This is a genomic window from Pseudaestuariivita atlantica (assembly GCF_001205715.1).
Classification (GTDB): Bacteria; Pseudomonadota; Alphaproteobacteria; order Rhodobacterales; family Rhodobacteraceae; genus Pseudaestuariivita; species Pseudaestuariivita atlantica.
The window spans coordinates 31788-45070 of sequence record NZ_AQQZ01000005.1; the positions used below are offsets into that span (position 1 = coordinate 31788).

At 67.4% G+C, this 13283-nt stretch carries 15 protein-coding genes; 7 read left to right on the top strand and 8 right to left on the bottom strand.

Annotated elements, in window-relative coordinates:
* Position 1: 1 nt before the first annotated feature.
* Genes mreC through ATO11_RS12165 form a run of 5 tightly spaced genes read left to right on the top strand, consistent with a single transcriptional unit; the run spans position 2 to position 5502 of the window.
* On the top strand, positions 2 to 934 hold the full coding sequence (gene mreC, locus ATO11_RS12145; protein ID WP_050531165.1) for a rod shape-determining protein MreC: 933 nt from the start codon (positions 2 to 4) through the stop codon (positions 932 to 934).
* Positions 927 to 1469: a hypothetical protein gene (locus ATO11_RS12150; RefSeq protein ID WP_050531166.1), complete on the top strand. Its 543-nt coding sequence runs from the start codon at positions 927 to 929 to the stop codon at positions 1467 to 1469. The genes mreC and ATO11_RS12150 overlap by 8 nt, the downstream gene beginning before the upstream one ends.
* Positions 1466 to 3409, top strand: coding sequence for a penicillin-binding protein 2 (gene mrdA / locus ATO11_RS12155; RefSeq protein ID WP_050531167.1), 1944 nt, complete (start codon positions 1466 to 1468; stop codon positions 3407 to 3409). Before ATO11_RS12150 ends, mrdA begins: the two co-directional genes overlap by 4 nt.
* On the top strand, positions 3406 to 4545 hold the full coding sequence (rodA, locus tag ATO11_RS12160) for a rod shape-determining protein RodA (RefSeq protein WP_050531168.1): 1140 nt from the start codon (positions 3406 to 3408) through the stop codon (positions 4543 to 4545). Before mrdA ends, rodA begins: the two co-directional genes overlap by 4 nt.
* Before the next feature lie 12 nt (positions 4546 to 4557).
* Positions 4558 to 5502, top strand: a complete 945-nt coding sequence (locus ATO11_RS12165) for a 2-hydroxyacid dehydrogenase (RefSeq protein ID WP_050531169.1) — start codon at positions 4558 to 4560, stop codon at positions 5500 to 5502.
* A gap of 122 nt (positions 5503 to 5624) precedes the next feature.
* Here the strand turns inward: ATO11_RS12165 and ATO11_RS12170 are convergent, their stop codons facing one another.
* Both ATO11_RS12170 and ATO11_RS12175 read right to left on the bottom strand, forming a co-directional pair.
* The gene (locus ATO11_RS12170; RefSeq protein WP_050531170.1) at positions 5625 to 6410 is read right to left on the bottom strand and encodes an SseB family protein; all 786 of its coding nucleotides are present in this window, start codon (positions 6408 to 6410) and stop codon (positions 5625 to 5627) included.
* Positions 6403 to 6990 (bottom strand): uracil-DNA glycosylase family protein, encoded by a 588-nt coding sequence (locus ATO11_RS12175; RefSeq protein ID WP_050531171.1) that lies wholly within the window; start codon positions 6988 to 6990, stop codon positions 6403 to 6405. Before ATO11_RS12175 ends, ATO11_RS12170 begins: the two co-directional genes overlap by 8 nt.
* A 102-nt stretch (positions 6991 to 7092) precedes the next feature.
* Between ATO11_RS12175 and ATO11_RS12180 the strand changes: the two genes are divergently transcribed.
* Both ATO11_RS12180 and ATO11_RS12185 read left to right on the top strand, forming a co-directional pair.
* Entirely contained in the window at positions 7093 to 7431 is a 339-nt protein-coding gene (locus ATO11_RS12180; RefSeq protein WP_050531172.1) for an ArsR/SmtB family transcription factor, read from the top strand.
* Entirely contained in the window at positions 7424 to 8464 is a 1041-nt protein-coding gene (locus ATO11_RS12185) for a permease (RefSeq protein ID WP_050531173.1), read from the top strand. The genes ATO11_RS12180 and ATO11_RS12185 overlap by 8 nt, the downstream gene beginning before the upstream one ends.
* A 5-nt stretch (positions 8465 to 8469) precedes the next feature.
* Here the strand turns inward: ATO11_RS12185 and ATO11_RS12190 are convergent, their stop codons facing one another.
* The 6 genes from ATO11_RS12190 to fghA form a co-directional block, all read right to left on the bottom strand.
* Positions 8470 to 9390 carry an alpha/beta fold hydrolase gene (locus tag ATO11_RS12190; RefSeq protein ID WP_050531397.1) on the bottom strand — a complete coding sequence of 307 codons (921 nt, stop codon included), beginning with the start codon at positions 9388 to 9390 and terminating at the stop codon, positions 8470 to 8472.
* Complete coding sequence (locus tag ATO11_RS12195) at positions 9387 to 10286, bottom strand: ornithine cyclodeaminase family protein (protein ID WP_050531174.1); 900 nt, start codon at positions 10284 to 10286, stop codon at positions 9387 to 9389. The genes ATO11_RS12190 and ATO11_RS12195 overlap by 4 nt, the downstream gene beginning before the upstream one ends.
* Positions 10283 to 10903, bottom strand: a complete 621-nt coding sequence (locus tag ATO11_RS12200) for an HAD family hydrolase (RefSeq protein ID WP_050531175.1) — start codon at positions 10901 to 10903, stop codon at positions 10283 to 10285. The genes ATO11_RS12195 and ATO11_RS12200 overlap by 4 nt, the downstream gene beginning before the upstream one ends.
* 45 nt (positions 10904 to 10948) lie before the next feature.
* Positions 10949 to 11911 carry a DMT family transporter gene (locus ATO11_RS12205; protein WP_050531176.1) on the bottom strand — a complete coding sequence of 321 codons (963 nt, stop codon included), beginning with the start codon at positions 11909 to 11911 and terminating at the stop codon, positions 10949 to 10951.
* Positions 11912 to 11990: 79 nt separating this feature from the next.
* Entirely contained in the window at positions 11991 to 12449 is a 459-nt protein-coding gene (locus ATO11_RS12210) for a YaiI/YqxD family protein (RefSeq protein WP_050531177.1), read from the bottom strand.
* Entirely contained in the window at positions 12446 to 13276 is an 831-nt protein-coding gene (gene fghA, locus ATO11_RS12215) for an S-formylglutathione hydrolase (protein WP_050531178.1), read from the bottom strand. Before fghA ends, ATO11_RS12210 begins: the two co-directional genes overlap by 4 nt.
* Between the last annotated feature and the right edge of the window lie 7 nt (positions 13277 to 13283).

Here is a 13283-nt window from a genome sequence, read left to right on the forward strand (position 1 = left end):
AATGGCGAGAGATGCGCGCAATTCGCAGGAATTTGGCGGCCCGCTGAAACGGCTTCTGGCGGGGGTGGTGATCCTGTGCCTTCTGGCACTGTTTCTGGTCTGGCGCATCGACAGTCCGCGCGTTGAACGCTTCCGCGCGGCGGTGATCGACCATGTCATGCCGGGGTTCGGCTGGGCGATGGTCCCGGTGACGGCAACGGTGAACCTCGTGCGCGACGTGCAATCCTACCAGCGGCTGGCCGAACAGAACCGCGAGCTGCGCCGCGAATTGCAGCAGATGAAATCGTGGAAAGAGGCCGCGCTGCAGCTTGAACAGGAAAACGCGCGCCTGCTTGACCTGAACAACGTGCGGCTCGACCCGCGCCTGACCTATGTGACCGGCGTGGTGCTTGCCGACAGCGGGTCTCCCTTCCGGCAGACGGTGCTTCTGAACATCGGGGCGCGCGACGGCATCCGCGATGGATGGGCCGCGATGGACGGGCTGGGGCTGGTGGGCCGCATCTCGGGCGTGGGGCAGTCGACGGCGCGGGTGATCCTGCTGACCGACGGGTCGAGCCGGGTGCCCAGCACGATCCAGCCCTCGGGCCAGAAGGCGCTGGTGGTCGGCGACAACCAGGTCGCGCCGCCCATCGACTTCATCGAGAACCCCGACCAGGTCCGCCCCGGCGACCGGGTGGTGACCAGCGGCGACGGCGGCGTGTTTCCTCCGGGGCTGTTGCTGGGCGAGGTGGTGATCGACTCGGGCGGGCGGATGCGTGTGCGTCTTGCCGCCGATTACGAGCGTCTCGAATTCCTGCGCGTCCTGCGCGACCACGGGCTGGGAGAGCGGCCCGCCGCCGCGGCCCTGATCCGGCCCGAAACGCTGCCCGAAGGCCCCGACGCGCCGCTGCGCCCTGCCCGGCCCACCACGACAACCGGAGGCGGCAATGGCTGAGTTCGGAGCTTCCGGCCGGGTCTGGACGATGCGGATGCTGTTCGTGGCGCTGTCCGCCCTGATCCTGTTTCTGCAGCTTATCCCGCTGGAAACCCAGCCGGGCCGGTGGCCGGGGCCTGACCTGCTGGTCGCGCTTGTCTTCGTCTGGGCTCTGCGGCGGCCTTCTTACGTGCCCTTCTTCCTCGTGGCGGGGGTCTTCCTGCTGGTTGACCTGCTGCTTCAGCGGCCTCCGGGGCTTTGGGCCGCGCTGGTCGTGCTGGCGGTGGAATGGCTGAAGGGGCGCGCCCGGCAGATGCGCGAGGTTCCGTGGACCATCGAATGGATGACCGCGATCACGGCACTTGTTACCATTACGGTCATCTACCGGCTGGTGCTGCTGGTGCTGTTCGTGCCGCTGCCCTCGCTCGCGCTCACGCTGATCCAGATGATCTTCACCGCCGCGTCCATCCCGGTGATGATGCTGTTCTCCCGCTACGGGCTGGGCGTGCACCGCGCCGCGCTGGGAGAGGTCGACAAGCTGGGGCGCAGGATATGAGACGCTCACCCCGCGATACCGCCATCTCCGCCCGGCGCATCTCGCGCCGCGGGCTGATCCTTGGCGGGGCGCAGCTTGCCTTCATGGGCGTGCTTGGCGCGCGCATGCGCAAGATGCAGGTGGAGGAGGCCGACGCCTTCCGCCTTCTGGCCGACGAGAACCGCATCAACATCCGCCTGATCCCGCCCGCTCGCGGCCAGATCTTCGACCGCAACGGCGTGGTCATCGCCGACAACGAGCCGTCCTACCGGATCGTCATGGTGCGGGAGGACGTGCCCGATGTCGAAGCCATGCTCGACACGCTGTCGGGCATCCTTCCGCTGTCGGACGAAGACCGCGAACGCGCGCTCAAGGCATCGCGCGCGACGCCGCTTCTGCCCGTCACGATCGTCGACCGGGTGACGTGGGACGATGTGAGCCGTGTCGCCGTCAACGCCCCGGCGCTTCCCGGCGTCGCGCCCGAAGTGGGGCTAAGCCGCATCTACCCGCTCGGCCCCGAATTCGCGCATGTCGCGGGCTATGTCGGTCCGGTTTCCGACCGCGACCTCGCCCGGTACGAGGACCCTCCGCCGCTTTTGCGTATCCCCCGCTTCCAGGTCGGCAAGGTCGGCGTCGAGGCGCAGCTTGAATCGGTCCTGCGCGGCGTCGCCGGGACCAAGCGTGTCGAGGTCAACAATACCGGCCGCGTCATGCGCGAGCTTGACCGGACCGAGGGCACGCCCGGCGCCGACCTGCAACTGACGGTCGACCACCAGTTGCAATCCTACGTTCAGGCCCGGCTGGGCGAGGAAAGCGCCAGCGCCGTCGTGATCGATTGCGAAACCGGCGACCTGCTCGCCATCGCGTCGTCCCCGACCTACGACCCCAACAAGTTCGTCGAGGGCATCTCGGTTGCGGATTACGGCGCCCTGCGCGACAACGATCGCCGCCCGCTTGCCTCGAAAACCGTGCAGGACACCTATCCCCCCGGTTCGACCTTCAAGATGGCAACCCTTCTGGCGGGCCTCGAAGCCGGGCTGGTCGGCCCGAACGACACGGTCAAGTGCAACGGGTTCCTCGAAATCTCGGGGCGCAAGTTCCACTGCTGGAAACGCGCGGGTCATGGCAATGTCGATCTCGAACGGTCACTGAAGGAAAGCTGCGACGTCTACTATTACGACCTCGCGCTGAAAGTCGGGATCGAGCGGATCACCGCCATGGCACGGCGACTGGGGCTTGGAGAACGGCACGGCGTCCCCATGTCGGCGGAATCCGCGGGCGTCGCCCCGACACGGGAATGGAAACGGTCGCGGTTCGGCAAGGACTGGGTGATCGGTGACAGCGTGAACGCCTCCATCGGGCAGGGCTTCGTCGCCACCACGCCCCTGCAGCTTGCGGTGATGACCGCGCGGATCGCCACCGGCCGCGCCGTGTCGCCCCGGCTGGTGAAAACCGTGGACGGGGCCGAACAGCCAACCGGCGCCGGCGCGCCGCTGGATCTGAACGAAAACCACCTCCGGCTGGTGCGCAAGGCGATGTACGCGGTCTCGAACGACCGTCGCGGCACCGCCTACGGCAGCCGCGTGATCGCCGACGGATTGCGCATTGCGGGCAAGACCGGCACCAGCCAGGTCCGCAACATCACCGCCGAGGAACGCCGCCGCGGGGTGACCCGCAACGAGGACCTGCCGTGGGAGCGCCGCGACCACGCGCTGTTCGTCAACTACGCCCCGGCCGACGCGCCCAAGATCGCCGTTTCGGTGGTCGTCGAACATGGCGGTGGCGGATCGACCTCTGCCGCGCCCATCGCGCGGGATATCACGCTGCAGGCCCTTTACGGCGAGGACCCGCCGCTTGACGCCTACCCGACGAAGGACCGCGAAAAGATCAGGCGGCAACAGGCGGAACTGAAAAAGCTGCGCCGCGATAGCGAACGCCCAGGATCGGGGAACCGCGCATGAGCTATCTTGAATACTCCGTCAAATACGTCCCGTCCGGCCTGCGGAAGGTGCTTTACCTCAACTGGCCGCTGGCCTTCTTGATCGTTGCCGTCGCCTGCATCGGGTTCCTGATGCTCTACTCGGTCGCCGGTGGCTCCTACTCGCCCTGGGCCGACACTCAGATCAAGCGGTTCGCGGTGGGTTTCGTCCTGATGCTGGTGATCGCCATGGTGCCCATCTGGTTCTGGCGCAACATGGCGCTTCTGGCCTACGCGGGCACCGTGCTCCTGCTGGTCGCCGTCGAATTCACCGGCGCGACCGGTGGCGGCGCACAGCGCTGGATCGACCTTGGCTTCATGCGCCTGCAACCGTCGGAAGCCATGAAGATCGCGCTCGTCCTGCTCTTGGCCGCATATTACGACTGGCTCCCGATCCAGAAAACATCACGCCCGTTCTGGGTGCTTCTGCCGATCGTCATCATTCTTGTCCCGACGGCGCTCGTTCTCAGCCAACCGGATCTCGGCACCGCGGTCCTGCTTTTGACAGCAGGGGGCATCATGATGTTTCTCGCCGGCGTGCACTGGGCCTATTTCGCAACCGTCCTTGCAGGCATCGGCGGTCTCGTCACCGCGGTCTTCCTTAGCCGCGGCACAGACTGGCAACTCCTGAAGGACTACCAGTACCGCCGGATCGACACCTTCCTCGACCCCTCGTCCGACCCGCTGGGTGCAGGGTACCACATCACGCAATCCAAGATCGCTCTCGGATCGGGAGGCTGGGGAGGCCGCGGCTTCATGCAGGGCACGCAATCGCGCCTGAACTTCCTGCCGGAAAAGCATACCGATTTCATCTTCACCACCCTCGCCGAGGAATTCGGCTTCCTCGGTGCCATATCCCTGCTCGTGCTTTACGGCCTGATCATCGTGTTCTGCATCACCTCGGCCCTGTCGAACCGCGACCGGTTCTCTTCGCTGCTGATCCTTGGCGTCGCGACGACGTTCTTCCTGTTCTTCGCCGTGAACATGTCGATGGTCATGGGACTTGCACCGGTTGTCGGTGTCCCGCTCCCGCTCGTCAGCTATGGCGGATCGGCCATGCTGATCCTGCTGATCGGCTTCGGGCTCGTGCAGTCCGCCCATGTCCACCGCCTGCGATAGACCTGACCCCAGATGATACAGATCCAGTTTGCCGCCCGCTCCCTGCGCTGGGCCGAATACGAGGCACCCTTGCGCGCCGCCCTTGATGCCCATGGCCTCGACTACCGGATGGAGAACTACACGCAGGACGCGTCTCTTCCGCCCGAGAGCGTCGACTACATCGTCTACGCTCCCAACTCCCACCTGCAGGACTTCACCGCCTACACGCGGTGCAAGGCCGTGCTGAACCTCTGGGCCGGCGTCGAAGGGATCACCGGCAACCGGACCCTCACGCAGCCGCTGGCGCGGATGGTCGACCACGGGTTGACACAGGGCATGGTCGAATGGGTCGTGGGGCATGCCATGCGCCTGCACCTCGGCATGGACATCCACCTCAACGGGCAGGACGGCATCTGGCGCCGCCACGTCCCTCCGCTCGCCGAAGACCGCCCGGTGACGATCCTCGGCCTCGGCGCCCTCGGCACCGCCTGCGGCACCGCGCTCGCCCAACTGGGCTTCCCGGTCCGGGGATGGAGCCGCTCGCCGAAAGACGTGCCCGGCATCACCTGCCTCTCCGGCCCCGACGGCCTCGCCCAGGCGCTCGCCGGTGCCGGGATCGTCGTGCTTCTCCTGCCTTTGACCGACGCCACCGAAAACACGCTCAACGCCGCAACCCTGCAACACCTCGCACCGGGCGCCTTCGTCCTGAACCCCGGCCGCGGCCCGCTGATCGACGACACCGCTTTGCTTGCCGCGCTGGACGCCGGCGGCGTCGCCCAAGCCACGCTCGATGTCTTCCGCGAAGAACCCCTGCCCCCCGATCACCCCTACTGGGCGCATCCAAACGTCACCGTCACCCCCCACATCGCCTCCGAAACCCGCGCCTCCTCCGCCGCGAAGGTCATCGCCGAAAACATCCGGCGCGGCGAAGCGGGCGAGCCGTTCCTCCACCTCGTGAACCGAGACGCCGGATACTGACCCTTCGGCATCTTCTTCTCTTTGAAAATATGTCCGCCGGAGGCTCCCGCCCCCGCCCACCGCGCCACCATCGGCAGCGGCGCGCGCCCAGCGAGGCGGGCACGCAAGGGCCCGACGAGCGGTCAGCGCAATTTCGGCGGCGCGTCCGGATCCATGCCCGGCGCCGACGGGCCCACGGCGTGCGGGTCTTCCACCGGCACGTCGAACCGCAACCCGACGTCCGAGATCGGCCCCAGCGCCATGTCGCGCGCATCGAAGAAGGCCACGTCCAAGGCGACCGGCTCGGGGGAGAAGGCCACAACCTCGGTCACGGCCTGCGCCAGCGCCGCCTCGGCCTCCGGAACCGCCCCGACCACGGCCAGCATCAGCCCGCTGCGCCCGTCGTCATAGTCCGCCCCCACAAGATAGGCCCTGTGCGCCCGCCCGACGAACGAGGCAACGCGGCGGTCGAGCGTAAGCAGCAACGCGTCCGACACGTCCTTCGGCGGGGTCACCCGGCTGACGCGCCCTTCGCCCGCCTCGGCCTCCTGCGCGACCGTTTCGGCCAGCCAATCGACCACGTCGGCCGGCAACAGCACCGATGACGGCGCCACATCCGGGTTCAGCGCAATCCCGATGTCCTGGTCGTGGAAAAGCTGCGTCAGGACCCGCCCCGACAGCGCGACCAGCGGCGCGACCTCGCCCGCGAATTCCGCCAGCCGTTCCTCCCGGTCGAACACGAGCGCGAAGGTCATCCCCTCGTGCTGCACCAGCTGCGGCTCGATCCGGTCGCCCTCGGCCTCCCTCTCCAGAAGAACGAACAGTTCCGACGCCACGAGCCGGGCGAAGAACCCCATCCGCGCGGCCTCGTCGCCTTCGTTCGCTGCCATGATCGCATGCGCCTCGTCGAGCGGCGTCAGATCAGCCATCCAATACCTCCTTCACCCGCCGCCTCAGCGCGGGCAGCACCTCTTCCGCAAACCACGGGTTCTTCCGGATCCACGCGGTATTGCGCCAACTGGGATGCGGCAGGACGAAGGTCGCGGGCGCGTGCTCGCGCCAGTTTGCGACCGTTTCGGTCACACCGCGCCGCGACCCGAGATGCCAGCGCTGGGCATAGGCCCCGATCAGAAGCGTCAGCTTCACATCGCCCAGCGCGTCGAGCAACCGCGCGCGCCACGTCCGCGCGCAGACCGGCGGCGGCGGCAGGTCGCTACCCTTGGCATCGTAGCCGGGAAAACAGAACGCCATGGGCAGGATGGCGATGCGGCGCGTGTCATAGAACGTCGCCTCGTCCACGCCCATCCATTCGCGCAACCTGTCACCCGACGGGTCGGTGAACGGCTTGCCGGACTGGTGCACGCGCAGACCCGGCGCCTGCCCCGCGACAAGGATCCGCGCCGAACCGCCAACCCAGGCCACCGGGCGCGGCGCATGGGCCGTTTCCGTCGCGGCGAACCGATCCGCACACAGGCGGCAGGCGCGCAGGTCTGTCAGCAGGGCATCCATCCCGCGCAGCTAGCGCGCCGGGACCCGGACCGCAATGGCGAACATTTCGAAATTCTTCGAAATGACTTGCGACACATCACTCATTTCTATATTTCTAGAAATATGAAAAAGGAATCGTTTCAGAACATGTCGCTCGAAGTCGCCGCATCGACCTTCGCGGCCCTTGGCTCCGAACAGCGCCTGTCGGTGCTTCTGACGCTGGTACGCGCCGGGCCCGACGGGCTGACCATCGGCGAACTCGGCCAGCGGTCGGGCGTGACCGGGTCCACCCTGACGCACCATGTGAAGCTTCTGGCGCAGGCCGGGCTTGTCACCCAGCAGCGGCAGGGCCGGTCCATCATCTGCGCCGCGGTTGCCTATGACACGGTGCAGGCCCTGTCCGATTACCTCCTCAACTCGTGCTGCGCCGACGCGGCGGAAACGGATCACTCGCATGGCTGACAGCTCCCTCCCCGCACCCCGCCCGTCCCTGTGGTCACGGGCCCGGAAACTCGACCGGGTGGTTCTGACCATCCTCGCGCTCCTCGTGGCCATCGCACTTCTCGACCCTGCCCAATTCTGGCCCACGGTCACCTTCACAGCGGGCGCATTGGTGAATACCGCGCCGTTCATCCTGTTCGCGATCCTCGCGGTCGGCTACCTCAAGGCGACGGGAGCGGAAACGCTGATCGCGCGCTCCTTCGAAGGCCGCGAGACGCAGATGATCTTCATGGCCGCGATCCTTGGCGGGCTGTCCCCGTTCTGCTCGTGCGAGATCATCCCCTTCATCGCCGCCCTGCTGGCCGTCGGTGCACCGCTCAGCGCGGTGATGGCGCTGTGGCTTGCCTCGCCGCTGATGGACCCGGCCATGTTCGCGATCACCGCCGGTACGCTCGGATACGAATTCGCGCTGGCCAAGGCGGTGTCGGCCGTATCCCTCGGCATCGCAGGCGGTTTCGTGGTCAAGTTGTTCGCCTCCGGCCCCGTCTTTGCCGACCCCCTGCGCGCGAAACCGCAGATCAGCGGATGCTGTAGTGCACGGAAACCGTTCGAAGGCAGACCCGTCTGGTCGTTCTGGACCGAGGAGCCCCGGCGCACCGCCTTTCGCGATGCCGTCCTAGAAAACGGCGCGTTCCTGCTGAAATGGCTGACGGTCGCCTACGTCATCGAGGCGCTGATGCTGAACTACGTTCCCGCCGAATGGATCGCGCAGGTGCTGGGCGGCGACGGTGTCGTGCCGATCCTCCTTGGCGCACTGGTGGGGGCTCCGGCCTACCTCAACGGGTATGCGGCGGTGCCGCTGGTCGATGCCCTGCTCGACCAGGGGATGGCGCAAGGGGCCGCGATGTCCTTCGTGATCGCGGGTGGCGTCAGCTGCATCCCGGCTGCGGTGGCCGTCTGGGCGCTGGTCAAACCGCGCGTGTTCGCCGCCTACCTGGGCCTCGGTTTCACCGGCGCGGTGCTGGCTGGTCTGGGTTGGGCGGCCATCGCCTGAGCCGGTCAGAACCCGTCGAGCATTGCCCGGCGTATCGCCTCGGTCACCTCGGCGGGATGGGTATAGGGCAGCCCGTGCCCCGCCCCGTCGATCACCTCTTGGCGGCAGTCCCGGTTCCACTCGGTCAGACGGCCCACGGCGCGCAGGGGGATCACGTCGTCGTCGCGCCCCCAGATCGCCAGAACCGGGATCGCGTCTGCCGCCACCGCGCGGTGTTCCTCGGCCAGCGACCGGGCCAGAAGGCCCCGCGTCGACGACAGGACGGCGGGGACAAACCCCTGCACGTCCAATTCCTCCAGCTGCCGGGCCGCGATGTTGTCGACGGCCGAAGGTCGCGGATCGGACAGAACCCCGTCGCGGAAGCGTGACGGCCAGAAGGCGTGGAACAGCCAGTCCCCCACCAGCGGCACATCCCGCACCATGAGCGCCATGGCATCCATCTTCAGTTCCATCCCGGCCGGGGCCAGCAATACCAGTCGCTGCACCCGGCCCGGATGCGCCGCCGCAAAGGCGGTCACGATAGCGCCGCCCATGGAATAGCCGACGAATGTCGCAGGCTCGCGGATGGCCTGGTCATCGAGCAGCTCTTCCAGCTGGCGCAGGAAAAAGGCCGCGTCCTGCCGCCCGCGCACGCGATCCGAAAAGCCGCGCCCATAAAGGTCGTAGATCAGCACGCGGAACCCCAGCGTCGCCAGCATCGGGCCCAGCGCACGCCATACGAAGGACGGCGTCGTCAGACCGTGCACGCACACGGCGACAGGTCCGCGCGACGGTCCGATCCAGTCGTAATGCGTCAGCCCCGACGGCAGCTCTGCGAACCTGCCCGGAGCACGCGCCCGCACGCCCGGCCCCATCTTCGAGCGCAGCGCCTCGCGCACGAAGGGTGCCGCCGCGATCACCCCCAGGACGAGGATCAGCCAGATCACCGCGCGGCCCTCCACGCGTCGAGAATGTAGCGCGATGTCATCAGGTCCAGATGCGCGCCCCCGCCATTCTTGAACAGCGTGATCTCGTCATCCGAACCGCGCGCGAACGGGCCCTCGTAGAAATCGGCCAGCACGTGTTCGCGGGGGATCACGCCCGCCTCGAGCGGGATCTTCAATTCGCCGATATGGCCCAGCGTGGTGTCGAAACTGTCCACGAAGACGCGCGCGCGTAGCAGCGCGGCATCGTTGGCTTCGCGCATGTCGGGACGGTAGGCCCCGATCAGGTCGACATGCGTGCCGGGGCGCAGCCAGTCCCCGTCGATCAGGGGTTCGGTCGTCATGGTGGCCGAGGACACGATATCCGCCCGCGCGACGGCGTCAGCCAGCGCATCAGCCACATCGATCTCGAGATCGCGCGCGAACCGCTCCGCCGTCTCGGGCGTCCGGTTCCAGACGGAAAACCGCGCACCGGGAAACCACGCGCGATAGGCCGCGACAAGCGACCGGCCCACCGTTCCGGCGCCGACGATCAGGATGTTCCGGCTGTCGGGTCGGGCAAGGCGAGACGCCGCCCACGCGCTGTCGCCTGCCGTCTTCCATTTCGTCACGAGGTGGAAATCGAGGATCGCCTCGGGCGCGCCGGACGAGTCGTTGAACAGCGACACCGCGCCATTGATCATCGGATCGCGGCCGGGAAAGACGGTGGCGGATTTCACCGCAAGCCCCAGCCCGTCGATCCACGCCGCCCGGTTCAGCAGCGTGTCCGGGTCGCGGTAGAGGAAACTGTCGGCGATCTCGGCCTTGGGGCGCGTGTGGCCGGCCTCGAACGCCGCGCCCAGTGCCTTCCAGTCCAGCAGCGGGTCGGCGTCCTCGAAAGAGATAAACGGCAGGCTCATGCCGCCTCCGCCATGCTCAGAATCCCGTCGTCGACCAGTCGCGCCGCGAACCCGTCGGGACCGTCGAACAGGTGCGTCTGCCACCCGCGCGCCTGCGCGGCGGCGACATTCTCGGCCCGGTCGTCGGCAAAGAGCAAGCCGCCCGGCGCGTGCCCGCTTTCCTCTTCAACCGCCGCGTAGATCCGCGGGTCGGGTTTCACCAGCGCCATGTGCCCCGAGATGAAGCGCTGGTCGAACTCTGCCAGGAACGGCCATTCGGCCTCGGCGATCTCGAACGTGCCGATCCCGAAATTGCTGAGGGCAAGGCAGGGCACGCCCTTTGCCCGCAAGGCGCGCAGCAACCGGACCGAGCGCGGGATGGGCGGGCCTGCAAGCTTCAGCCAATCGTCGTGCCACATCATGACCTCGGCATGCCATGCCGGATGCCTCGCCGCTTCCTCGGCCACGCGGGCGTGGAAATCCGCGCCCTTGTCGATGTCGTTGTTCATGTCGTGCAGGTCGATCGCGTTGAACAGGGCGCGGCGGCGGTCCGCGCCGATCACCGCGTCGTAGTGGCGTTCGGGCTGCCAATCGATGAGGACGTTGCCGATATCGAAAACGACGGCGGTGACGTGCATGAAAAGGGCTCCTTTGCCTCCTTATCCCAGCCCGCGCGCGCCGGTTCAACCACGGCGCAGGGTGGGTGCGTCGGCGGCCAGCCTGCGGGCATTCACCGTCTCGCGCCACAGCTGCAAAAGACCCGCCCCGATGATCAGCGTAATGCCGAACCAGCCCAGCAGATCGGGCAGATCGCCGAAGACCAGGAAGCCGGTCACAACCGAAATCGGCATCGCCACGTATTCGAACGGCGCCACGAAATTGGCCTCGCCCAGCCTGTAGGCCTGGCTGATCAGGAACCCGCCGAAACAGCTTCCCGCCCCGATCAGCAGGAACAGCCACCAGTCCACCGCATCGAGGGCGGGCCATGCGCGGAATAGGAAATCGAGAGCGGGGCGGGTCGAGCCGGCAAAGGCACCGTCACCCAGGATCAGCCCCGACACCGCGCAGACCGCTATGAATACGATCTGGATATAGGCCGACATGGTCGCCGCCGATTCCGTCGTCCCGATCTTGCGGGTGAGGACCGACAGCATGGCGTAACCGAACGCGGCGGCCAGCGGCAGCAACGCGGCGGACTGGAACGCGGTCGTGCCGGGCCGAACCATGACAAGCACGCCCGCAAGCCCCAACCCCACGGCGGTCCACCGCCACGGCCCGACCGTTTCGCGCAGGAACAGGACCGACATGACCGTGATGATCAGGGGCGAGACGAAGAAGATCGCGACGCCATCGGCCAGCGGGATCTCGGCCAGTCCAAGAAAGAAAGTGAGGTTGGCGAACACGACGCAGGCACCGCGCAGGATATGCAGGGCCAGTCGCTTGGTGCGGAACACCTGCCAGCCGCCGTAGAACGGCATGATGAGGATCAGGAACAGGGCAAGCGCCACGAGCGACCGGATCAGCACGACCTGGTGCAGCGCGTAGGTGTCGCTCAGGAACTTGATCGAACTGTCGACCAGCGCAAAGAACATCACGGCGAGCGATGCACTTGCGGCGCCGCGCAGGTTGGAGGATGCGGGGATCATGCCCCGTGTGTGACGGCACCGCGCCGCGGCGTCTGGCCCGTTTGCGACGTCGGCCATGGCGTGGAGGACCCGCGGCTTGTCAGCCAGCCACCTGCGCCGCCCGCCGCATGGCCTGCTCCAGCGCGTTCAGGAAACGGGACCGGTCGGCCTTGGAGAACGGGCGCCCGCCGCCGCCCTGCGCCAGCGGGTTGGCGGCGCGCACCTCGGTCATCAGGTCGCGGGTGGCGAGCTTCGATCCGATATTGGCTGGGGTGAACCGCTCCCCGTCATGGTTGATGACGTCCGCGCCCGCCGCCACGCAGCGCGCGGCCAGCGGCACATCCGCCGTCACCACGACGTCGCCGGGGCCGCAATTCTCGGCGATGTGGTCATCCGCCTTGTCGAGACCATCGGCGACGATCACGAGGTCAACCCACGGGTTCGCGGGCGGGCGCAGACCGCCATTGGCCACCAGCTTCATCCGCGTCTTGTGGCGCGTCGCGACGCGTTCCGCCTCGCCCTTGACCGGGCAGGCATCCGCGTCGATCCACAGCGTCACGCGTAAAGCGCCTCGGCATGGAAGGTCACGTGATCCTCCATGAAGGTCGAGACAAAGAAATAGCTGTGATCGTACCCTTTCTGCAGGCGCAGGGTGGCTTCCTGACGGCGTTTCGCCACCGCTTCGGCCAACGCCTCGGGGCGCAACAGGTCGATGAACTGGTCGTCGGTGCCGGTGTCGCACAGGATCGGCCCGTCGAATCCGACCTCTGCCATTTGCAGGCTCGCGTCGTGCCGCGCCCACGTGCTTTCGTCCTTGCCGAGGTAGGCATTCAGCTGTTTGCGCCCCCAGTCCGACGCGGTGGGATTGCTGATCGGCGCGAAGGCCGAAACCGAGCGGAACCGCCCCGGCAGGCCCATGGCAAGCGTCAGCGCGCCGTGACCGCCCATGGAATGGCCGGTGATCGCCTGCCGCTCCATGTCCAGCGCAAAGTTTTCGCCGACCAGCGCGGGCAGTTCCTCGGCCACGTAGTCCCACATGCGGAAATGCGGTGCCCACGGCGCCTCGGTCGCGTTCACGTAGAACCCCGCGCCCTTGCCCAGGTCATAGGCCTCGTCATCGGCCGCGTCTTCGCCACGCGGCGAGGTGTCGGGGAAGATCAGCGCGATTCCCTGCTCGGCCGCCCAGCCTTGCGCGCCCGCCTTCACCATCGCGTTTTCATGCGTGCAGGTCAGGCCGGACAGGTACCACAGCACCGGCACGGGGCCATCCGCCGCCTCGGCCGGCAGGAACAGGCCAAAGGTCATGTCGCAGCCGCAGGCCTCTGACGCGTGCGTGTAGACCCCTTGCGTGCCGCCGAAACAGCGGTTTTCCGATTGCGTCTGCATGGGCGCT